The sequence below is a fragment of the Escherichia sp. SCLE84 genome (assembly GCF_012584495.1).
In the GTDB taxonomy this organism is placed as follows: Bacteria; Pseudomonadota; Gammaproteobacteria; order Enterobacterales; family Enterobacteriaceae; genus ECMA0423.
Window position 1 is genome coordinate 2874989 of sequence record NZ_CP051430.1, and the last position, 23061, is coordinate 2898049.

The following is a 23061-nucleotide window of genomic DNA, read 5'->3' on the forward strand; positions in this document are numbered from 1 at the left end:
GTTGTGAATGAGAGTACGTTCACTTTTCTTCTGAACGTGAGATTAAGTGTAGTCAGCAATTTGGCTTAGGATTATTTATTCAGAATTTTTAACCGTCACGTTGCGGCAAACCAGGTACCGTTGCGCCAGTGACGCCGCCAGATAGCCGCCAGAGAAAGCCCGCGCAACGCCAGAAAGACGGTTAATGCCAGCCACAAACCATGATTACCCAGCCACGGCAGCGTAAGGAGCGTCAGCGCAAAACCTGCGGCGGCCACCGCCATACTGTTACGCATTTCGGCGGCACGCGTTGCGCCTATAAACATGCCGTCCAGCAGATAACACCAGACGCCAACCAACGGCAAAATCACCTGCCAGATAAGATAGCGGTCGGCCAGCTCCTGAATCTGGGTTAACGACGTCAGTAACGCAATGATGTGTTCCCCTGCCAGCAAATAAACCACCGAAAACAGTAGCGCTACGATCCCCGACTGGCGGCACGCTGCCCGCCAGACATCCAGCAACTGGCTACCGTCGCGCGCACCGTATGCCTGACCGGAATGTGCTTCAACCGCGTAGGCAAAACCATCCAGCGCATAGGCGGTAAAGGTGAGTAGCGTCATCAGAACCGCGTTAACAGCGATAATGTCACTCCCCAGTCGCGCACCAAGTACGGTGATCGCGCCGAAACAGAGTTGCAACAACAGCGAACGCAGCATGATATCGCGGTTAAGCGCCAGCAAGCGACGGAAGTTTCCTCGCCAGGCAGTTTTCAGCATTTCGCCGGAAATTCCGCGTAGTTTGAGGATTTTACGCACCATTAGCAGACCAATCAGCAATGTTGCATATTCCGCAATAACCGTCGCCAGCGCCGCGCCCTGCACGTTCATATGCAGCCCCATCACCAGCCAGACATCCAGCACAATGTTGAGGATATTGCCGACCACTAACAAAATTACTGGCGCACGGGCATATTGCACGCCGAGTAACCAACCGAGTAATACCAGATTCGCCAGCGACGCCGGAGCGCTTAACCAGCGGATTTCAAGAAAGCGCCGCGCCTGTTCCAGGACCGCTTCACTACCGCCAACAATATGCAGCGCCAGATCGATAATCGGTGTACGCAGCAGCGCAATTAACGCCCCAGCCCCCAACGCCAACAGCAACGGTTGCACCAGCGCACGGGCTAATGCCTGAGGATTTTTGGCACCATAAGCCTGCGCAGTCAGCCCGGTGGTGCTCATGCGTAAAAACAGCAACAGCATAAAGAGAAAGCTGGTCGCCGTTGCACCAACCGCCACGCCGCCCAAATAAACCGGGCTATCAAGATGACCAATTACCGCCGTATCGACCAGTCCCAGCAACGGAACGGTGATATTGGAGAAAATCATGGGTAAGGCGAGATGCCAGAGTGCTTTATCAGATGAAGTGAGGAATGCCATGCAGACAAGCCTGATGAAGAGAGATGAAAAACAAACCGCGACGCCTGGCGGCATCGCGGTCTCAGAGATATGTTACAGCCAGTCGCCGTTGCGAATAACCCCAACCGCCAGCCCTTCAATGGTGAAGCTCTGCTGACGAAGGTCAACGACAATTGGTTTAAACTCGCTATTTTCTGGCAACAGTTCGACTTTATTGCCCTGTTTTTTCAGGCGCTTAACGGTAACTTCGTCATCAATACGTGCGACAACGACCTGACCGTTACGTACATCCTGAGTTTTATGCACTGCCAGCAAGTCACCATCCATAATGCCGATATCTTTCATCGACATCCCGCTGACGCGCAGCAGGAAATCAGCATTCGGCTTGAACAAGGAAGGATCGACCTGATAATGACCTTCAATATGCTGTTGCGCCAGAAGCGGTTCACCGGCAGCCACACGACCTACCAGCGGCAACCCTTCTTCCTCTTCCTGCAACAGACGAATCCCGCGTGATGCGCCGGAAACAATTTCAATAACGCCTTTGCGTGCCAGCGCCTTCAGATGTTCTTCAGCCGCGTTTGGGGAACGGAACCCCAAACGCTGCGCGATTTCCGCACGCGTCGGCGGCATACCTGTCTGGCTGATGTGATCACGGATGAGATCAAACACCTCTTGTTGCCTGGCCGTTAACGCTTTCATTCCGCCCCCTGGGTGTATATACAGTTATGCTGTGAGTATATACAGCAAAAGGCGATTTTGGAACCATAAACTGCACAATAAACCAGAGATTTATCGAAATCTGGAAGGGTTATCCAAAATGCGACCATAACAGGATGCACCAGGTAATCACGGCGACGATAATGGCAATCAGCACCGCGGCGGATCCCATATCTTTTGCGCGTCCGGAAAGCTCATGGTATTCAGAGCCAATTCGGTCAACCACTGCTTCGATGGCGCTATTGAGGATTTCCACAATCATCACCAGCATCACGGAGCTGATAAGCAGCACGCGGGTAATTGCGTCCACATCCAGCCAGCAGGCGATGACCACCGCCAACAATACCGCTACGCCTTCCTGACGGAATGCCGCTTCGTTGATCCATGCAGCGCGTAAACCTTTCCAGGAATAGCCAGCAGCTTTGATAATTCGGGTGAATCCAGTGGTATTATTGGCCATTGAAAGAACCTTTTTACATTATGAGCGTCAATATCAGTGTACCGTTAAATCCGATGATTCGGGTTTGCGTAACGCCGCGCGAAACATGAGCGGATACCACAGAATTTCCCATGACTTTCTGCTATCCTTGCCGCGCATTTGCATTATTAACCAGAGGCTTTACATCGTTTATGTCCGGCTGGCCACGAATTTACTACAAATTACTGAATTTACCATTAAGCATCCTGGTAAAAAGCAAGTCTATTCCGGCAGATCCTGCCCCGGAACTGGGGCTGGATACCTCTCGTCCAATTATGTACGTTTTACCGTACAACTCGAAAGCAGATTTGCTGACGTTGCGCGCCCAGTGTCTGGCTCATGACTTGCCTGACCCGTTAGAGCCGCTGGAAATCGACGGCACGCTACTGCCGCGCTATGTGTTCATTCACGGCGGGCCGCGTGTGTTCACCTATTACACGCCGAAAGAAGAGTCTATTAAGCTGTTCCACGACTATCTTGATTTGCACCGCAGCAACCCAAATCTGGATGTGCAGATGGTGCCAGTATCGGTGATGTTTGGTCGCGCGCCGGGGCGTGAAAAAGGCGAAGTAAACCCGCCGCTGCGTATGCTTAACGGCGTACAGAAATTTTTCGCCGTACTGTGGCTCGGTCGCGACAGTTTTGTGCGTTTCTCGCCGTCAGTTTCGCTGCGCCGTATGGCGGATGAACACGGCACGGATAAAACTATCGCACAGAAACTGGCGCGCGTGGCGCGTATGCACTTTGCCCGTCAACGTCTGGCTGCTGTGGGCCCACGTCTGCCTGCTCGTCAGGATCTGTTTAATAAGCTGCTCGCCTCCCGCGCCATTGCCAAAGCGGTAGAAGATGAAGCGCGCAGCAAAAAAATCTCCCATGAAAAAGCGCAGCAGAACGCGATTGCGCTGATGGAAGAGATTGCGGCGAATTTCTCTTACGAGATGATCCGCCTGACTGACCGCATTCTGGGCTTCACCTGGAACCGACTTTATCAGGGCATCAACGTCCATAACGCCGAGCGCGTTCGCCAGCTGGCCCACGACGGTCATGAGCTGGTGTATGTGCCTTGCCACCGCAGTCACATGGACTACCTGCTACTTTCTTACGTGCTGTACCACCAGGGGCTGGTGCCGCCGCATATCGCCGCCGGGATCAACCTGAACTTCTGGCCGGCCGGGCCGATTTTCCGCCGTCTGGGGGCGTTCTTTATTCGCCGTACTTTTAAAGGCAATAAACTTTATTCCACCGTTTTCCGTGAGTATCTCGGCGAACTGTTCAGCCGTGGTTATTCCGTCGAGTACTTCGTGGAAGGCGGTCGTTCCCGCACGGGGCGTTTGCTGGATCCGAAAACCGGTACGCTGTCGATGACCATTCAGGCGATGCTGCGTGGCGGCACGCGTCCGATTACGCTGATTCCGATCTATATCGGTTATGAGCACGTCATGGAAGTGGGTACTTACGCCAAAGAACTGCGCGGCGCGACGAAAGAGAAAGAGAGCCTGCCGCAGATGCTGCGCGGTTTAAGCAAGCTGCGTAATCTCGGTCAGGGTTACGTCAACTTCGGTGAACCAATGCCGTTGATGACCTACCTTAACCAGCACGTACCAGACTGGCGTGAATCTATCGATCCCATCGAAGCGGTGCGTCCGGCCTGGTTAACGCCGACGGTCAATAATATTGCTGCCGATCTGATGGTACGCATTAACAACGCAGGCGCGGCAAACGCCATGAACCTGTGTTGTACTGCGCTTCTGGCATCACGTCAGCGCTCACTCACCCGCGAGCAGTTAACCGAGCAACTCAACTGCTACCTGGATCTGATGCGCAACGTACCTTACTCCACGGACTCTACCGTTCCTTCAGCCAGCGCCAGCGAGCTTATCGATCACGCGCTGCAAATGAACAAGTTTGAAGTCGAGAAAGACACTATCGGCGACATCATCATTCTGCCACGCGAGCAAGCGGTGCTGATGACCTACTATCGCAACAACATTGCGCATATGTTGGTGCTGCCTTCGCTGATGGCGGCAATTGTCACCCAGCATCGCCACATCTCCCGCGACGTATTGATGGAGCACGTCAATGTGCTTTACCCAATGCTGAAAGCGGAGCTGTTCCTGCGCTGGGATCGCGACGAGTTGCCGGACGTTATTGATGCGCTGGCAAATGAGATGCAACGTCAGGGGCTGATTACCCTGCAAGATGATGAGTTGCATATCAACCCGGCGCATTCTCGCACCCTACAGCTGCTGGCCGCAGGCGCGCGCGAAACGCTGCAACGTTATGCCATCACCTTCTGGTTGTTGAGTGCCAACCCGTCGATCAACCGCGGTACGCTGGAGAAAGAGAGCCGCACCGTCGCGCAACGTCTCTCCGTGCTGCACGGCATCAACGCGCCGGAGTTCTTCGACAAGGCGGTGTTCAGTTCTCTGGTGCTGACGCTGCGTGATGAAGGGTATATCAGCGATAGCGGCGACGCCGAACCGGCAGAAACGATGAAGGTTTATCAGTTGCTGGCGGAGTTGATTACATCAGACGTGCGTTTGACGATTGAGAGTGCGACGCAGGGCGAAGGGTAATCAGAGAGAATTGCCGGATGCGGCGAAAACGCCTTATCCGGCCTTCCATAATCTGCAAATTCAATAAATTGCGATGTGTTGTGTAGGCCTGAGAAGCGCCGCGCATAAGGCAACCCAGAAGAAAGCCGGATGATCATCCGGCTTTTTTACATCATCAGAAATGCCAGTAACTCATTGCCAGTCCTAAAAACAGTACCAGACCAACATAGTTATTATTCATAAATGCTTTAAAGCAGGCTTCACGCTCGCGGTTGGCAATCAGTTTTTGTTGATAAACAAACAGCGCGCCAGCCACCACAATTGACCAGTAATATCCCCAGCCTAAGCCATTTAACTCACCGATGATCGCCATCAGTGCCAGTACGCCAATCTGCAAAATACCAATAATCAATTTATCGTATTGGCCGAACAGGATTGCCGTGGATTTAATGCCAATCTTCACATCATCATCGCGGTCAACCATCGCATACTGCGTGTCGTAAGCCACCGCCCAGAGAATATTGGCGAGGAACATTAACCAGCAACTCAATGGCACCGACTCACTCACAGCGGCAAAAGCCATTGGAATCGACCAGCCAAACGCCGCGCCCAGCACCACTTGCGGGAGATGGGTATACCGCTTCATAAACGGGTACACCCACGCCAACGCCAGAGCGGCAATCGACAACAGAATGGTCATCGTATTCAGCGTCAGTACCAGTAAAAACGAAATCAGTACCAGCACTACAAACAGCGCGCGCGCCTCTTTCTCTGTTACCGCGCCGCTGGGAAGTGGTCGGTTCGCCGTGCGCTTAACATGACCATCAAACTTTCGGTCAGCATAATCATTCACCACACATCCAGCAGCGCGCATCAGCCAGACACCCGCGACAAATACCGCCAGGATCCAGAGCTGAGGAACGCCCGGTGTCGCCACCCACAACGCCCATAATGTTGGCCAGAGCAGCAGTAACGCGCCAATTGGCTTATCCGTACGCATTAAGCGATGAAACGCCAGCAGCTTATTCTGCGTCAGACTCCACTCCATATTTTTTTCCTCTTAGTACAACGGTGACGCCGGTAAAAACAGTTCTGTTAGCAACAGCGGTTTACCGCTTAATCGCAGGCGGGAACGTCGCCCCCACAGTCCGGCATCACGGCCTATCTCAATAAAGTCCCGGGTTAATGTCGATGATGTGAACAGATAGCGTCCTAACGGCGTTTTACCCAATTTTTGTAACGCCAGCTCCGGCCCGCTTAACGTTGACACAGGAACGACGGTACGACCGGCAAGCCACGGTTCACCATCGGCACATAACAAAATTTCACGTAACCAGTAACGAGACTCTTTCGGCAGCAGCGGCAGTTCTTCGGGGATTTCATTCTGCTCGACAAACCCTTCGCGGATCATCGTCATGCTTACCGTTTTTCCCTGCTGTTCAAAACGTTTTGTCATGGAATCCTCCAGCAACAGCCAGTCGAGCAGTTGCGGTTCCAGGGCAGGGATCTCTTTAAAATAGCGCAGCGCACGCAGTTGCGTTAACGCGGGGTGTGACATGCCGAACTCTCCGTTACATAACGTAAAGGCATTGTATCGCAGAAAAGTGTTTACGGGAGATGTAAAGCAAATTAAGTGATCTAATACGCAACAAAAACGCAACAATCGCATGAAGTGGTAAAACGCTGTTGAACCTTACGCTTTGCCGATGCCCGCGCTGGAGAGGGCAACCATAGGGGCATCACCGCCCAGGATGCCAGGAACGGTGATGTTTTCCTTTACTTAAACACCCTTATTCATTATACGATGAGCTCGCCAACTCGCAGTAAAAATGGGGAAAAGCGCATGTTTATCCTGAGATTTGGAGCTGAAAAGTGTTTCCTGAGTAAGATTAACAGGCAACATCTCATGTCTGGATTTGTAGATATACGTGGAATTCCAATTGGTATCTTTTGTAGGATTCAACATATCATGTAAGCGCTGGGAGCTTACCACCATAACAGGCCCATCATCGACAGAGGAGAACAGGATAAATATATTATCGTTTCGTGTTAATTTATTAGTGTTAAAGGTTCTTAACTTTTCTTCAGTTTCTATAAATATAGGTGAAACATCATCACTACGAATCCACTCTTTATAAAGATACCAGGCATTTGCTTTGATCATATCATCCGTTGATCGTAAGGCCTGATCGATAAGTTGGATAAAAAAATTGTTATTTTTATCAATCAGCCCTTTATTCATATTAAACCTGTTAATAAAATGGATCATCTGTTGGGTATCGAAATCCACCTTGCTGAATCGATGTTGACGCATAAAATCATCGAACTTGTTATCTTCACCAGAATGGATATAACTGCGTATAATTGGATCTTTTATATAAGGACAATGGCTAAATGTTTTCTTCATATTCTCAATAAAGTTTTTATTAACAATATTAAGAATTTTTAATTGCATAACCAGTTTTACTGCCAGAACGGATTTCAATATCATTGCATTATCTGGCAATGTATCAATCATTTTTATAATGTTATTGATATAACCATCGAGATCTTCATTCCCAAATATATCTGAATAATCAATAGTTAATTCCAATTGTTCTGTAATGCAATCTTTAAAATTCCCTGTCGATATTCGCACATGATCAAACATAACAGCTGTCATATTCGATTTAATAAATGATATTTCTTTGGCAGACAGAAACTCTGCTCTGGTGAAGTGCGAAGCGTAAAGATAACAATTATCGAAGTTTGAATTTCTAATCTGATATTCGCGAAAATTACTCTGAGTAAGTTGACTCTGCGAGAAGTCAACTGTATCAAGAATATTTTTGCTGAAATCGACACATTCACCACTCGCTTTGATAAAAATCACATTGTGTAAACGTCGACATCTAAATATGACATTATCAACTATTGCAGTAGTAAAATTGCAATCCCCAATTTCTTTACATTCGAATGTTACATGTTGTAGATTTGATGATAAAAAAGACACCTTCGATATAACGTCACCTTTAAAATGACAACTTGTTAAATCCAAATCAGACAGGTCGATATACCCCTGCGCATCTTTATCCATCAGAAAATTGCAAGCGCATTCAATTTTTTTCATTTCTGTAGAATTTTACACTTATAGTATCATTACTGATTGAGACTTCACGAAACATATTTATTGCATGATTTTTTCGTTCCGTTGTTTTATATTTGAAAAAATATTGCTGATATAAATAAAGTTATCTCTGTTTAAACCTGGCACCCCATTGAAATTACGTAGTAAATCAAGATCTACTATATTATTTCCTTGCACCACATCATGTTTCATCAAAGAGTTATTGCCGCCAGAATTTAGGATATGACTTATCATAAAACCTCTGCATAACAGAAATAAAATAACCTGGAAAAGTAGCCTGAATGTCCAGACACTACCGGCGAAAGGAAAAGAATCTCTGATAAGGCATTGAGATAATGGATATTCTTAGTGAAGAAGAAGTGAGTTACTATAAAAAATCGCTCATATCCCAGGAAGGAAGCATAAAAAAAGGTGCGCCAGGAGACGCACCAGTTGTTGCAAAATCAGCACTGTGGGGCGTAATTACCCCTTGCCTTTTACACTGCTGATAAAGGTGGAACGGGCAGATGTCGATCCCAGGCGTTCAGCTTCATCAAGCAGTTTTAACGCCTTATCAACATCACCTTTCGCGACAGCGTTTTTGATCGCGGTATTAAAATAACTTTCCGTGTCGTTGAGCATCGGCTCGCTTTTCTTCACCGGTGCCGGAGCGGGTGCAGCCACAGCTGGTGCCGCCGTGTTACCTACCGTAACCGGAGCTGGAGCGGAAGAACCAAATAAAGGTCCTACCAACACGCTGGAGCTGGAGTTCGTTTTCACTTTCAGTTTCAGTAAGCCATCGGTGGTATGACGAGCAACCGGATCGGGGATATCCGGGATCGAGTTACCGACGCCCTTGGCATAGGCTTTAGCCGGGTCGAGCAGTTGGGTCGTCTGCTGGAGATCTTTTTCCGTGGTAAAGACCAGAACATAAAGTTTTTGCTGCCCCAACGCCGGTGTCAGGCGCATAACGCCTTCCAGCCGATCTGCACTCATCACGCCTGGTTCCTGGTAGGTGAAATAACTGCTGGGGAAGAAGGCTGATGGGGTCATGTTCTGATCAAGAATCAGCACGTTCGGCGCAAAAACGCTGGTTTGTTTGTTCACTTCGCTGGTCAGCGTCAGGGTCAGTTCGCCAATGTTTGCCGGGACGCTGTACGCAGCAACCGGACCACTGATGCCGGGAACGTTCAGTTGTTGGCCGCCGGTCGCCAGTTGGGTGGTCTGGGTTTTAGATTGATCGACCGGTGTCCAGGTGAGTTGTTGCAGCGCAGCAGATGGAATGGCTGGCGCGTCGCTGGTGTTTTGCGGTACGTAGTTAACATCGGCAAGGCTGATTCCAGGCGCGCTTGCCAGTAACCCTGCTGATAAACAGAGGGCGATGAGACTTTTATTCATTTTCATTGTTTTCACCTCAAAATCTGGAGCTCAGCGGTAGCCAGGCAATAGCGCGCTAAACCCGATAATCAGAGGGGCTTTCGCCCCTTTCAGATAATGACAACCTGTTTTTATGCCGGATGCGGCGTAAACGCCTTATCCGGCCTACATTTGACAGCCGTTGTAGGCCTGATAAGACGCGCAAGCGTCGCATCAGGCGTTGGTTGCCGAATGCGGCGTAAACGCCTTATCCGGCCCAGGTTTTGCTATTACCACCAGATTTCCATCTGGGCACCGAAGGTCCACTCGTCGCTGTCGCCACGACCGAAGCTGCCGCCGTTGAAATCAGCAGGAACGGCTTTGCCGTAGTTCGGGTTAACCTTGCTATCGCCGTTGTAGTCATAACCCCATTTCTCATCCCACTTGGCGTAGGTTGCGAAGACACGAATAGCCGGGCGTGACCAGATGCTGTCGCCAGCCTGCCATTGTTGTGCGAGGGTAATTTTGTACTGATTGTTCTTGTCGCCGGTGCGCTGGGATTCGACGTTGTCGTAGCCGATTTCCATCACGGTGCTCATGATTGGCGTCCACTTGTACATCGGGCGAATACCAACGGTCCACCACTTGGTGCCGTTGTCGTTATCCCAGTTGATATCCTGGTACATACCCACGTACATCATGTCCCAGTTGTCGCCCATGGAGATCGCACCGTGGTCGAGGATACGCAGCATGTGACCGTTGTTGTTGATATTGTAGGCAAATTTTTCGTTATCAAACGCGACGCCAGAACCCTGCGACAGACCTTTACCCTGCGAGGTCATCGAGTCAGTAGCGTACTGAACAACAAACTTGTTAAAGCCCTTCAGGACACTCTGAGTATGTTCAGCAGTGAATAACCAGCCGTCTTTCGATGCGCCATCAACCAGACGATAGTTATCACGCAGGTTGGCACGACCGTAGTCGACACCCAGTTCTAATGTGCCGCCCGGGTTGATTTCCATCTGCGCTAAACGCACATCGAAAACGTCGTTCGCGGTTTCGTTGGTATAGTCATAAATATTGTTGCTGGCAAAAGAGGAAGAACCACCAGCTTCAGAGGAGCGGGTTGCTGCCAGAGAGAGTTTACCGAAGCCAACATCGATGTTTTCCAGACCGGCACCAGGACCAGAAATATCCCAGTAGTAGAAGTCGATCATATGAACGTCATGACGTTGGTAGAAGCGCTTACCTGCCCAGATGGTGGAACCTGGCAGCCATTCGATCAGGTTTTTACCCTGCACGTTTGCTTCACGGAAGGCCGGATCGGTAGCTTCCCAGTCATTCTGTTGCGCGACGGAATAGGCCACGTTAGTGTCGAAATAGAAGCTCTTATCGCCCTCTTTCCACACTTCCTGACCCAATTTTAATTCAGCATAAGTTTCACATTCGTTGCCAAGACGGTATTTACTTTGAGCACCGGTAGTCTGGAAACACTGTTGTTCACCGCCGCTACCTGTCCAGCCAATACCGGAACGTGCATAGCCGTGGAAATCAACAGCCATTGCCTGAGCAGACATTACGCCCGCTGCGACGGCAACCGCCAGAGGAAGTTTGCGCAGAGTAATCATCATTCTATCTCCTGAGTCATTGCTTTTCTTTTTTCACATCACCTGTGACAGGCTTTGTGTGTTTTGTGGGGTGCTTAAACGCCCGGCTCCTTATGCAGTCGACGACATGCAGTGCCATCCTCACGGAACAGATGGCAACGCTCTGGCGGCAGGCCGATAGCGAATGTGGCACCTTCTTCTACCAACACCACGTCGTTCTGGCGGTACACCAGGTTTTGACGAATGGAAGGGATCTGGATATGGATTTGGGTTTCGTTGCCGAGTTGCTCGACGACCTGAACTTCACCCTCAAGGATGACGTCAGCGATATCACTCGGCAGTAGATGTTCCGGGCGAATACCCAGCGACATATTGGCTCCAACCTGGACATCACGGCTTTCAACTGGCAGCCAGACTTGCTGACGATTTGGCATCGGCAGCTCCACCTGCACTTGATCGATTGCGGTGGCGGTCACTTTTACCGGCAGGAAGTTCATCTTTGGCGAACCGATAAATCCGGCGACAAAACGGTCTGCCGGATAGTGGTACAGCTCCAGCGGTTTCCCAACCTGCGCCACGCGACCGGCGTCCAGCACCACGATTTTGTCGGCCAGCGTCATCGCTTCGACCTGATCGTGGGTGACGTAAATCATTGTGCGGCCCAGGCGTTTATGCAGACGGGAGATTTCGATACGCATTTGCACACGCAGTGCAGCATCGAGGTTGGAGAGCGGTTCATCGAGCAAAAATACGCTTGGCTCGGCCACCAGCGTACGGCCAATCGCCACACGCTGACGCTGACCGCCAGAGAGCGCTTTCGGTTTGCGATCCAGCAAATGCGCCAGTTGCAGCACTTCCGCCACCTGGTTAACGCGTTGGTTAATCACCTCTTTTTTTGCGCCAGCCAGTTTCAGGCCAAATGACATGTTTTCTGCTACTGACAGGTGGGGATAGAGCGCGTAAGACTGAAACACCATACCAACGCCGCGTTCTGCTGGCGGAGTGTCATTCATCCGTTTCTCACCGATGAACAGGTCGCCGCTGGTGATCGTCTCAAGCCCGGCAATCATGCGCAGTAAAGTCGATTTACCGCAGCCAGACGGTCCGACAAACACCACGAATTCACCTTCATGGATATCGAGATTGATATCTTTCGATACCACGACCTCGCCCCAGGCTTTCGTTACATTTTGCAGCTGTACGCTCGCCATGCCCTTCTCCCTTTGTAACAACCTGTCATCGACAGCAACATTCATGATGGGCTGACTATGCGTCATCAGGAGATGGCTTAAATCCTCCACCCCCTGGCTTTTTTATGGGGGAGGAGGCGGGAGGATGAGAACACGGCTTCTGTGAACTGAACCGAGGTCATGTAAGGAATTTCGTGATGTTGCTTGCAAAAATCGTGGCGATTTTATGTGCGCATCTCCACATTACCGCCAATTCTGTAACAGAGATCACACAAAGCAACGGTGGGGCGTAGGGGCAAGGAGGATGGAAAGAGGTTGCCGTATAAAGAAACTAGAGTCCGTTTAGGTGTTTTCACGAGCACTTCACCAACAAGGACCATAGATTATGAAAATAAAAACAGGTGCACGCATCCTCGCATTATCCGCATTAACGACGATGATGTTTTCCGCCTCGGCTCTCGCCAAAATCGAAGAAGGTAAACTGGTAATCTGGATTAACGGCGATAAAGGCTATAACGGTCTCGCTGAAGTCGGTAAGAAATTCGAGAAAGATACCGGAATTAAAGTCACCGTTGAGCATCCGGATAAACTGGAAGAGAAATTCCCTCAGGTTGCGGCAACTGGCGATGGCCCTGACATTATCTTCTGGGCACACGACCGCTTTGGTGGCTACGCTCAATCTGGCCTGTTGGCTGAAATCACCCCGGACAAAGCGTTCCAGGACAAGCTGTATCCGTTTACCTGGGATGCCGTACGTTACAACGGCAAGCTGATTGCTTACCCGATCGCTGTTGAAGCGTTATCGCTGATTTATAACAAAGATCTGCTGCCGAACCCACCAAAAACCTGGGAAGAGATCCCGGCGCTGGATAAAGAACTGAAAGCGAAAGGTAAGAGCGCGCTGATGTTCAACCTGCAAGAACCGTACTTCACCTGGCCGCTGATTGCTGCTGACGGGGGTTATGCGTTCAAGTATGAAAACGGCAAGTACGATATTAAAGACGTGGGCGTGGATAACGCTGGCGCGAAAGCGGGTCTGACCTTCCTGGTTGACCTTATTAAAAACAAACACATGAATGCAGACACCGATTACTCCATCGCAGAAGCTGCCTTTAATAAAGGCGAAACAGCGATGACCATCAACGGCCCGTGGGCATGGTCCAACATCGACACCAGCAAAGTGAATTATGGTGTAACGGTACTGCCGACCTTCAAGGGTCAACCATCTAAACCGTTCGTTGGCGTGCTGAGCGCCGGTATTAACGCCGCCAGTCCGAACAAAGAGCTGGCGAAAGAGTTCCTCGAAAACTATCTGCTGACTGACGAAGGTCTGGAAGCGGTCAATAAAGACAAACCGCTGGGTGCAGTGGCGCTGAAGTCTTACGAGGAAGAGTTGGCGAAAGATCCACGTATTGCCGCCACCATGGAAAACGCCCAGAAAGGTGAAATCATGCCGAACATCCCGCAGATGTCCGCTTTCTGGTATGCCGTGCGTACTGCGGTGATCAACGCCGCCAGCGGTCGTCAGACTGTCGATGAAGCCCTGAAAGACGCGCAGACTCGTATCACCAAGTAATGCTGTGAAATGCCGGATGCGGCGTGAACGCCTTGTCCGGCCTACAAAACTGAAACGCATGTAGGCCTGATAAGACGCATCAGTGTCGCATCAGGCAGTTGTTGTCGGATAAGGCGTGAAAGCCTTATCCGTCCTGGAATGAGGAAGAACCCCATGGATGTCATTAAAAAGAAACATTGGTGGCAAAGCGACGCGCTGAAATGGTCAGTGCTAGGTCTGCTCGGCCTGCTGGTGGGTTACCTTGTTGTTTTAATGTACGCACAAGGGGAATACCTGTTCGCCATTACCACGCTGATATTGAGTTCAGCGGGGCTGTATATTTTCGCCAATCGTAAAGCCTACGCCTGGCGCTATGTTTACCCGGGAATGGCTGGAATGGGATTATTCGTCCTCTTCCCTCTGGTCTGCACCATCGCCATTGCCTTCACCAACTACAGCAGCACTAACCAGCTGACTTTTGAACGTGCGCAGGAAGTGTTGTTAGATCGCTCCTGGCAAGCAGGCAAAACCTATAACTTTGGTCTTTACCCGGCGGGCGATGAGTGGCAACTGGCGCTCAGCGACGGCGAAACCGGCAAAAATTACCTCTCCGACGCGTTTAAATTTGGCGGCGAGCAAAAACTGCAACTGAAAGAAACGACCGCCCAGCCCGAAGGCGAACGCGCGAATCTGCGCGTGATTACCCAGAATCGTCAGGCGCTGAGTGACATTACCGCCATTCTGCCGGATGGCAACAAAGTGATGATGAGCTCCCTGCGCCAGTTTTCTGGCACGCAGCCGCTCTACACACTCGACGGTGACGGCACGTTGACGAATAATCAGAGCGGCGTGAAATATCGTCCGAATAACCAAATTGGCTTTTACCAGTCCATTACCGCCGACGGCAACTGGGGTGATGAAAAGCTAAGCCCCGGTTACACCGTGACCACCGGCTGGAAAAACTTTACCCGCGTCTTTACCGACGAAGGCATTCAGAAACCGTTCCTCGCCATTTTCGTCTGGACCGTGGTGTTCTCGCTGATCACTGTCTTTTTAACGGTGGCGGTCGGCATGGTTCTGGCATGTCTGGTGCAGTGGGAAGCGTTGCGCGGCAAAGCGGTCTATCGCGTCCTGCTGATTCTGCCCTACGCGGTGCCATCGTTCATTTCAATCTTGATTTTCAAAGGATTGTTTAACCAGAGCTTCGGTGAAATCAACATGATGTTGAGCGCGCTGTTTGGCGTGAAGCCCGCCTGGTTCAGCGATCCGACCACCGCCCGCACGATGCTGATTATCGTCAATACCTGGCTGGGTTATCCGTACATGATGATCCTCTGCATGGGCTTGCTGAAAGCGATTCCGGACGATTTGTATGAAGCCTCAGCAATGGATGGCGCAGGTCCGTTCCAGAACTTCTTTAAGATTACGCTGCCGCTGCTGATTAAACCGCTGACGCCGCTGATGATCGCCAGCTTCGCCTTTAACTTTAACAACTTCGTGCTGATTCAGCTGTTAACCAACGGCGGCCCGGATCGTCTTGGCACGACCACGCCAGCCGGTTATACCGACCTGCTTGTTAACTACACCTACCGTATCGCTTTTGAAGGCGGCGGGGGTCAGGACTTCGGTCTGGCGGCAGCAATTGCCACGCTGATCTTCCTGCTGGTGGGTGCGCTGGCGATAGTGAACCTGAAAGCCACGCGAATGAAGTTTGATTAAGGGAGATAACAAAAATGGCAATGGTCCAACCGAAATCGCAAAAAGCACGTTTGTTTATTACTCACCTGCTACTGCTACTTTTTATCGCGGCGATTATGTTCCCGCTGCTGATGGTCGTCGCTATCTCGCTGCGTCAGGGAAACTTCGCGACCGGTAGCCTGATCCCGGAGCAAATCTCCTGGGATCACTGGAAACTGGCGTTAGGTTTTAGCGTTGAACAGGCTGATGGTCGCATTACGCCACCGCCATTCCCGGTACTGCTGTGGCTGTGGAACTCGGTAAAGGTCGCCGGGATTTCCGCGATTGGCATTGTGGCGCTCTCCACCACCTGCGCCTACGCTTTCGCCCGTATGCGCTTTCCAGGCAAAGCGACGCTGCTGAAAGGAATGCTGATTTTCCAGATGTTCCCGGCAGTACTTTCACTGGTCGCGTTGTATGCGTTGTTTGATCGTCTGGGTGAGTACATTCCATTCATTGGTCTGAATACTCATGGCGGCGTAATTTTCGCGTATCTGGGTGGGATTGCGCTGCATGTCTGGACCATCAAAGGCTATTTCGAAACCATCGACAGTTCGCTGGAAGAAGCGGCGGCGCTGGATGGTGCGACACCGTGGCAGGCCTTCCGCCTTGTCCTGTTGCCGCTGTCAGTACCGATTCTGGCGGTGGTGTTCATCCTGTCGTTTATCGCTGCCATTACTGAAGTTCCGGTCGCGTCGCTGTTACTGCGTGACGTAAATAGCTACACCCTGGCCGTGGGGATGCAGCAATACCTCAACCCGCAAAACTACCTGTGGGGTGACTTTGCCGCCGCTGCCGTGATGTCTGCATTACCGATCACCATCGTCTTCTTGCTGGCTCAACGCTGGCTGGTCAACGGCCTGACGGCAGGTGGTGTGAAAGGTTAAAGATGTTGTTCTGCCAATGTTATGCCGCTGCACCCTCAACTTACGTTATCCCAACTTGTGACTATTATTCGGCGCTCCACGGAGCGCCTTTTTTTCTTTCGTCTGCAATCTGAATCGTTCGCCGGTTAATATTCCCATCATAGAACTTATTATTTTTACGTTATTTGTTTTCCCACTTACGATAATTCTCTTTCGTGCTCTGAATCACGGCAATAGTATTGTTTTTATCAATTTTGGATAATTATCACAATTAAGATCACAGAAAAGACATTACGTAAACGCATTGTAAAAAATGATAATTGCCTTAACTGCCTGACAATTCCAACATCAATGCACTGATAAAAGATCAGAATGATCTAAGGCAGGTCTGAATGAATACCCAGTATAATTCCAGTTATATATTTTCGATTACCTTAGTCGCTACATTAGGTGGTTTATTATTTGGCTACGACACCGCCGTTATTTCCGGTACTGTTGAGTCACTCAATACCGTCTTTGTTGCTCCACAAAACTTAAATGAATCCGCTGCCAACTCCCTGTTAGGGTTTTGCGTAGCCAGCGCTCTGATTGGTTGCATCATCGGCGGTGCCCTCGGTGGTTATTGCAGTAACCGCTTCGGTCGTCGTGATTCACTTAAGATTGCTGCTGTCCTGTTTTTTATTTCTGGTGTAGGTTCTGCCTGGCCAGAACTTGGTTTTACCTCTATAAACCCGGACAACACAGTGCCTGTTTATCTGGCAGGTTATGTCCCGGAATTTGTTATTTATCGCATTATTGGCGGTATTGGCGTTGGTTTAGCCTCAATGCTTTCACCAATGTATATTGCGGAACTGGCTCCAGCTCATATTCGCGGGAAACTGGTTTCATTTAACCAGTTTGCGATTATTTTCGGGCAACTTTTAGTTTACTGCGTAAACTATTTTATTGCCCGTTCCGGTGATGCCAGCTGGCTGAATACTGACGGCTGGCGTTATATGTTTGCCTCGGAATGTATCCCTGCACTGCTGTTCTTAATGCTGCTGTATACCGTGCCAGAAAGTCCTCGCTGGCTGATGTCACGCGGCAAGCAAGAACAGGCGGAAAGTATCCTGCGCAAAATTATGGGCAACACGCTTGCAACTCAGGCAGTACAGGAAATTAAACACTCCCTGGATCATGGCCGCAAAACCGGTGGTCGTCTGCTGATGTTTGGCGTGGGCGTGATTGTAATCGGCGTTATGCTCTCCATCTTCCAGCAATTTGTCGGCATCAATGTGGTGTTGTACTACGCGCCGGAAGTGTTCAAAACGCTGGGGGCCAGCACGGATATCGCGCTGTTGCAGACCATTATTGTCGGAGTTATCAACCTCACCTTCACCGTTCTGGCAATTATGACGGTGGATAAATTTGGTCGTAAGCCACTGCAAATTATCGGCGCGCTCGGAATGGCAATCGGTATGTTTAGCCTCGGTACCGCGTTTTACACTCAGGCACCGGGTATTGTGGCGCTACTGTCGATGCTGTTCTATGTTGCCGCCTTTGCCATGTCCTGGGGTCCGGTATGCTGGGTTCTGCTGTCGGAAATCTTCCCGAATGCCATTCGTGGTAAAGCGCTGGCAATCGCGGTGGCGGCCCAGTGGCTGGCGAACTACTTCGTCTCCTGGACCTTCCCGATGATGGACAAAAACTCCTGGCTGGTGGCCCATTTCCACAACGGTTTCTCCTACTGGATTTACGGGTGTATGGGCGTTCTGGCAGCACTATTTATGTGGAAATTTGTCCCGGAAACCAAAGGTAAAACCCTTGAGGAGCTGGAAGCCCTCTGGGAACCGGAAACGAAGAAAACACAACAAACTGCTACGCTGTAATCTTCCTGTCCAGCACGCCGCGCCAGTTCGGCGTGCTGTCTTTTTACTCCCGCTTCAGCCGTTTCGAATTACACAACCACAGAGTGATCACCAGTAACAGGATCGCAGCCGAGTAGATCAACACATCCAGTGGCGATTTATGATCGACGATGATCAAGCGCACAATGGCGGTGATCCCAATATAGACAAAGTAACGTAGCGGGAAGTGAAAACCGGACTGAAAGTATTTCACAATCAGCGCGATAAATTCGAAATAGAGAAAGTAAACCACCAGTCCTTCTACCAGCTCATATTTGCTGGTTTGTTCTGGCGCGAACAGCACATCTGCCAGATGCACCGTTTCTTTGCCGAGGAAGACAACCAAAATCAGGCCGAGGCACAACAGGCCAAGATTGAGTACGGTCTGCAAAATGGTGGAGATAAACTCCACGCGCGGACGAGAGAGTGACGTCATAGCAGTACCTCCTTCACAGTGGCGAGCTTCCTGTATAACGCAAAAATGTGACGGAGATCTATATTTTTTGTGTATGTTTTGTTCAACCTGGATTTGGAGCGCGCCTCCACCAAAGCCGGATATACCTACCCGTAGGCCGGATAAGCCGCGCCTGGCGGCGCATCCGGCAAGACAAACCGCACCAAAGCCGGTAATTCAAAAATCACCCATTCAGGTGATTCCCAGCCACCAGCAATGCGCGAAAAATCGACCATGTTCCTCTGGAACAAATGAAACGTAACCTGATAAAGGTGGTAAAAATGAAGCCTTATTTTGCTGCTTTGATGTTATCAGTCTCTGTTCTTCCTGCTTATGCTGGTCCGCTCGGTACTGCTGATAAAGCCGACCTACCGCAAAGCAATGTCTCCAGCCCAATGATGGCCCAGTCGCTCAGGCAACCAGATCTGCAACCGATATCGACGGACAGGAAGACAGAATGTTTTCGCCTTTACACACCAGATCGCAAACCGGGGGTGAACTGCGTTCCTGATGGCTCAACAGGCCATTAAGAATGAGGGTGCCAGTGATTGCGAAAACTGGCACCTTTCCCATGACTTAGCGGAAATTGACGCTACGGTCGCTGGTCATGTCATACAACTGGAACTTACGCCCAAGTTGCTGACCACCGTCACGCGTCAGCGGCGTCCAGCCAATCGCCGCACGGCTGCGTGTCGGGCCAGACGAGAAGAGATCCAACGGTACCGAGACATACACGCCTTTGGTGAAGTCCCCTTCGCCGTACTCCTCTTTTGAAACATTAGTGATCGTGGCATAGCCACCCACCACCACGCCGCTATCAAAGCGTTTGGCGATCTCCAGCGTGCCGCCTTTATCCCCTGCCAGATACTGCCCGACGCTGGCTTTAACTAACACATCCTGAGCGAAAGATGGCGTCCAGTAGGCGGTCAGATGTCCGGTTTTCACGCTGTAGTCGGTGAATTTCATCATATCTTTTGCACTACGCCAGTCGCGCTGTTTAACGTAGTTGGCATCCAGACCAAACGCCCAGTTGCTGTCCAGCGGGCGATACAACACTTCTGCCCCCGCACCGCCAAACATGGTTTCGAGATAACCACCGTAGACCTGACCGTAGAAGCCGTTGCCCAGATGCTGGAAGTAGTTGGCTTGCAGGTTATTCACATAGACATCGTTCTGCACATACTCGCGCACATGGGTACGAACGCGCGGTAAGTGCGAGTCCTGCGGTGGATTGGTGTAGTTAAACTTGTCGTAGTTGTTGGCAAGATTTGCAAACAGGCTGCCGGTGGTCAGTAGATGGTCCGTCAGCCACAAATCTGCCGTTCCCATCACGCCCAGCTGATACATGTAAAAGTTTTCCGGGCCACCGACCGACTGGTTCAGCACCGGATCGATATGGAAATCAAAGCGTGATTTGTCGATATACCAGCCCTGCTCGGTGGACTGCGGAACCACTGGCTCGACGCGTTTTTGCGCCAGCGTCGTTTCGTGGCCCAACGGCTCTCCGGCGAGATGATTTTTCAGGCTGGCGACATCGGTTTCCGTCGTCACCTGCGGCATGTTAAGGCGATTTTCCGTAACGCGGATCGTTTTGATCCCATCCGGCAGATCATTCATCACGATCCGATTAGCACGGATGATCCCTTCGCGCGAATCACGATATTTCACCTGCTCGCCGGTAACATACAGCGTATCGCCTTTCGCCTGGATCTGCGGATCGGCAAGTCCGGCATTGTATTTCAACAGCGTTAACTGATTCGCCACCACCGAATGCTGCAAAATGGCATCCTGCGGCTGCGGTTGATATTGCGGGCGGGCGTTATCGATGTAGGACGGGCGCAGATCGTTAAAGTTGGTGCGCAGCGTGACGCCAAACATAAAGGTGTTGCCACGTTCATAGCTAAGGTTAACGTCGGCCCAATCGGTAACGCGATAAATCGCACCGACGTTAAACTTACTTTTTTGCTCCAGCTTCCCGGCAAAATCCTGCTGATAATTATTGCCTTCATACTCCAGTTTCAGGCGCAGCGGTTGCCAGGGCGTCTGGTATTCCACGCCGCCAAACAGTGAGGCAGGACCGTGGAACATCTGGCTACCGTCGATAGATCCCGCCTGTTTGTAGCTGTTATCGCGATAGCAATATTTATCACTGGCTGAACAGAGCGGATTTTTCACATTACCGCTGGTGCCCAGATATCCCCAGCCCAGGCCGAGCGTAAAATCGAACGGCCCCCAGGCTTTGCTGGCAACAAGATATTCCGCATCAAACAGCCCCGTACCGCCGATATCCCGCGCACCAACCGCCACTTGCGGCAGCCAGTAACTCTCTTCCCACAAACGCAGTTTGAGATCGAAGGCTTTATCTTTATACGTTTGATCGCCAGAGAACGCTTCGACGCTGCTGTACTGCCGGGTGCGCACGTCGGTGTAGCGCAGCGTTGTTTCCAGCCACGGGAAGAGTTGCACTGAAGCTGAGTAATAACGGTACTGATCGTTATCTCGATAGTTCAGGCTCAACTCCCCTTCCCGCGCCATGCGCGCGGTGGGCGTTTGTAATAATCCTACGCCACCGAAATCCGACTGCGACGGACCAATGGGCGCAGGATATGTTTCGCCGTAGCAAGCTGTGCTAATGCCCAGCGCCAGTAAGCTAAGCAGATGTCTTTTTTTCATTATTGGGGTATCCGCTGCGTCAGAGTCTGAAGAATGTCGGCGTTAAGGGCATCAGGCGTCTCACTCCAGACGGAGTCCGCGAGGCCAACATAAATAATGCTGCCGGGCATCGGCTCTACGTGACGCTTGTTCCAGTAAGCCACCGGCGCTTTTTGCGTGCGTCCGTCCGGGTAAACCACCCACGCGTAGCTGCGATCCGCACCGCTAAGCAGGTTCTGCCCGGAGAGATAGCTCGCCACGTCGCGACCTGGAGTGAATGGCTGCTTGCCAGGACGGCTGATAAGCCCGAACAGCGTGACCGTGGACGGTGGTGGCCCGACCCACAGCGTGTAGTTGCCCTGCAACGGTGGGTTACCGCGTTCGGCAACGCGGACGATATCAGGATCAAGATTGATTTTTTGCCTGCCCGTCACTTTCAACGCCTGAATTTGCTGGCGTAAGGCGTTAATCGCGGCGGCATCGTCGGCGCTGGAATCTGCAGCCAGTTCTGCCAGCCGTGTCAGCAACGCCTGCTGCTGCCGCGATGCTGCCGCCGTTGCCAGCTCTTCGCTAATCACCGCACCAGGCCACCAACTGTTTGCCAGCCGCGGCTGGCCTACCAGATCGATTAAATACTCTGCGCCCGTCAGCGTTTTGGCCTCACTGCTGCCATTGCTGAATACCTTGACGGTTCCCGCCGCGAAGACCGATGACGCCCCCACACTCAAAATCAATGCGACAATAGTTTGTTTAATCATTGTTTTGCCGCCTTGATGAGAGTGGTTTTCACCGGGAAATAATCCGCGCCGAGATACTGTTCCGACTGGCGAATTTGCCCTTCGCTGTCGATCCAGTAGCGGTTATGCCAGCGCGCCTGGTCGGTGGAGACTTCTTCGTCCAGCACGCGAACCGGGGTTTCATCGCTGCCGACCTTGACGGTATCGGTGCCATCCCATTTGAAGACTGAGCGTGCGGTGGCGTAGCGTACCTGCTGGTACTCGGTCCAGCCCATCGTGCGCGTCCATGTTGCACCATCAACAATTTGTGCGGGTTTAATCAGCGGGTCGGCGGCAAGGTTATTCACTTCAATCAGGTTGTCGCCGCCAAGCAAAGTCTTCACCAGACGACCATGTTGTGTGACAAGAGTGGCTTGATCCTGAGTGACCCATTTTTGTTGTCCGTCTTCAGCGAAGGCCAGCACCACAAACAATTGCGGCCCGCCATTAAGCTGCATGTACTGGCTGGCGTAGGGCATATTTTGAATATCATCGTCCGTCAGCTGTACGCCTGGCGTGCCGAACAGACTGTCCCACAGTGAATTGCCCAGCTCTTTAGTCGTGGCTGAACAGGCCTGTAATAGCAGGCAGATAAGAATGAGTGCAGGTCGCTTCACGACTCTTCTCCAGAGGGGCAGAATAACCACACCGGAGTGTGGTTATGGTAAATCCCTTCATACTTCAAGCCACAGATGCAATGACTCAAATTATTTTGGGGATACA

At 51.1% G+C, this 23061-nt stretch carries 19 protein-coding genes and 1 pseudogene; 6 read left to right on the plus strand and 14 right to left on the minus strand.

What is annotated here, in order from left to right; translation table 11 throughout:
- Positions 1-95: 95 nt before the first annotated feature.
- From dinF to dgkA, 3 genes are all read right to left on the minus strand, one after another.
- On the minus strand, positions 96-1421 hold the full coding sequence (gene dinF, locus HGD79_RS14095) for an MATE family efflux transporter DinF (RefSeq protein WP_001295692.1): 1326 nt from the start codon (positions 1419-1421) through the stop codon (positions 96-98).
- 72 nt (positions 1422-1493) lie between these two features.
- A complete protein-coding gene (lexA, locus tag HGD79_RS14100) occupies positions 1494-2102 on the minus strand; it encodes a transcriptional repressor LexA (protein ID WP_000646078.1) in 609 nt (202 codons plus the stop codon).
- A 109-nt stretch (positions 2103-2211) separates the two neighbouring features.
- Entirely contained in the window at positions 2212-2580 is a 369-nt protein-coding gene (gene dgkA / locus HGD79_RS14105) for a diacylglycerol kinase (RefSeq protein ID WP_000002907.1), read from the minus strand.
- A 170-nt stretch (positions 2581-2750) separates the two neighbouring features.
- Here dgkA and plsB point away from each other — a divergent pair, with 170 nt between their 5' ends.
- Positions 2751-5174, plus strand: a complete 2424-nt coding sequence (gene plsB, locus HGD79_RS14110; protein ID WP_000017354.1) for a glycerol-3-phosphate 1-O-acyltransferase PlsB — start codon at positions 2751-2753, stop codon at positions 5172-5174.
- A gap of 154 nt (positions 5175-5328) precedes the next feature.
- Here the strand turns inward: plsB and ubiA are convergent, their stop codons facing one another.
- The 6 genes and pseudogenes from ubiA to malK form a co-directional block, all read right to left on the minus strand.
- Positions 5329-6201: a 4-hydroxybenzoate octaprenyltransferase gene (gene ubiA, locus HGD79_RS14115; RefSeq protein WP_000455228.1), complete on the minus strand. Its 873-nt coding sequence runs from the start codon at positions 6199-6201 to the stop codon at positions 5329-5331.
- 12 nt (positions 6202-6213) lie between these two features.
- Positions 6214-6711: a chorismate lyase gene (gene ubiC / locus HGD79_RS14120; protein WP_168848428.1), complete on the minus strand. Its 498-nt coding sequence runs from the start codon at positions 6709-6711 to the stop codon at positions 6214-6216.
- Between the two features lie 222 nt (positions 6712-6933).
- Positions 6934-8514, minus strand: a pseudogene (locus HGD79_RS14125) (SopA family protein).
- A 228-nt stretch (positions 8515-8742) separates the two neighbouring features.
- Positions 8743-9663 carry a maltose operon protein MalM gene (gene malM, locus HGD79_RS14130; RefSeq protein ID WP_000783444.1) on the minus strand — a complete coding sequence of 307 codons (921 nt, stop codon included), beginning with the start codon at positions 9661-9663 and terminating at the stop codon, positions 8743-8745.
- Positions 9664-9905: 242 nt separating this feature from the next.
- The gene (gene lamB, locus HGD79_RS14135; protein WP_000973658.1) at positions 9906-11246 is read right to left on the minus strand and encodes a maltoporin LamB; all 1341 of its coding nucleotides are present in this window, start codon (positions 11244-11246) and stop codon (positions 9906-9908) included.
- Positions 11247-11317: 71 nt separating this feature from the next.
- A complete protein-coding gene (gene malK / locus HGD79_RS14140; RefSeq protein WP_000179165.1) occupies positions 11318-12433 on the minus strand; it encodes a maltose/maltodextrin ABC transporter ATP-binding protein MalK in 1116 nt (371 codons plus the stop codon).
- 364 nt (positions 12434-12797) lie between these two features.
- Between malK and malE the strand changes: the two genes are divergently transcribed.
- From malE to xylE, 4 genes are all read left to right on the plus strand, one after another.
- Positions 12798-13988, plus strand: coding sequence for a maltose/maltodextrin ABC transporter substrate-binding protein MalE (malE, locus tag HGD79_RS14145; protein ID WP_000695387.1), 1191 nt, complete (start codon positions 12798-12800; stop codon positions 13986-13988).
- Positions 13989-14141: 153 nt separating this feature from the next.
- The gene (malF, locus tag HGD79_RS14150) at positions 14142-15686 is read left to right on the plus strand and encodes a maltose ABC transporter permease MalF (RefSeq protein ID WP_001297290.1); all 1545 of its coding nucleotides are present in this window, start codon (positions 14142-14144) and stop codon (positions 15684-15686) included.
- A 14-nt stretch (positions 15687-15700) separates the two neighbouring features.
- Positions 15701-16591 (plus strand): maltose ABC transporter permease MalG, encoded by an 891-nt coding sequence (malG, locus tag HGD79_RS14155; RefSeq protein ID WP_001252058.1) that lies wholly within the window; start codon positions 15701-15703, stop codon positions 16589-16591.
- Between the two features lie 371 nt (positions 16592-16962).
- Positions 16963-18438, plus strand: coding sequence for a D-xylose transporter XylE (gene xylE / locus HGD79_RS14160; protein ID WP_001097253.1), 1476 nt, complete (start codon positions 16963-16965; stop codon positions 18436-18438).
- A 43-nt stretch (positions 18439-18481) separates the two neighbouring features.
- Here xylE and psiE read toward each other — a convergent pair whose 3' ends face one another.
- Together psiE and HGD79_RS26885 are read right to left on the minus strand one after the other, a co-directional pair.
- A complete protein-coding gene (gene psiE / locus HGD79_RS14165) occupies positions 18482-18892 on the minus strand; it encodes a phosphate-starvation-inducible protein PsiE (protein WP_000202902.1) in 411 nt (136 codons plus the stop codon).
- Positions 18893-19017: 125 nt separating this feature from the next.
- Positions 19018-19146 carry a hypothetical protein gene (locus HGD79_RS26885; protein ID WP_001298876.1) on the minus strand — a complete coding sequence of 43 codons (129 nt, stop codon included), beginning with the start codon at positions 19144-19146 and terminating at the stop codon, positions 19018-19020.
- A gap of 15 nt (positions 19147-19161) precedes the next feature.
- Between HGD79_RS26885 and HGD79_RS14170 the strand changes: the two genes are divergently transcribed.
- Entirely contained in the window at positions 19162-19440 is a 279-nt protein-coding gene (locus tag HGD79_RS14170) for a periplasmic protein (protein WP_001295279.1), read from the plus strand.
- Between the two features lie 46 nt (positions 19441-19486).
- On the opposite strand, the gene HGD79_RS14175 is transcribed toward HGD79_RS14170, so the two are convergent.
- From HGD79_RS14175 to HGD79_RS14185, 3 genes are read right to left on the minus strand one after another with little or no spacing between them, the layout of a single operon-like run.
- Complete coding sequence (locus tag HGD79_RS14175; protein ID WP_000745749.1) at positions 19487-21583, minus strand: YjbH domain-containing protein; 2097 nt, start codon at positions 21581-21583, stop codon at positions 19487-19489.
- Positions 21583-22320: a capsule biosynthesis GfcC family protein gene (locus HGD79_RS14180; protein WP_000595541.1), complete on the minus strand. Its 738-nt coding sequence runs from the start codon at positions 22318-22320 to the stop codon at positions 21583-21585. The genes HGD79_RS14175 and HGD79_RS14180 overlap by 1 nt, the downstream gene beginning before the upstream one ends.
- A complete protein-coding gene (locus HGD79_RS14185; protein ID WP_001296632.1) occupies positions 22317-22955 on the minus strand; it encodes a YjbF family lipoprotein in 639 nt (212 codons plus the stop codon). Before HGD79_RS14185 ends, HGD79_RS14180 begins: the two co-directional genes overlap by 4 nt.
- Between the last annotated feature and the right edge of the window lie 106 nt (positions 22956-23061).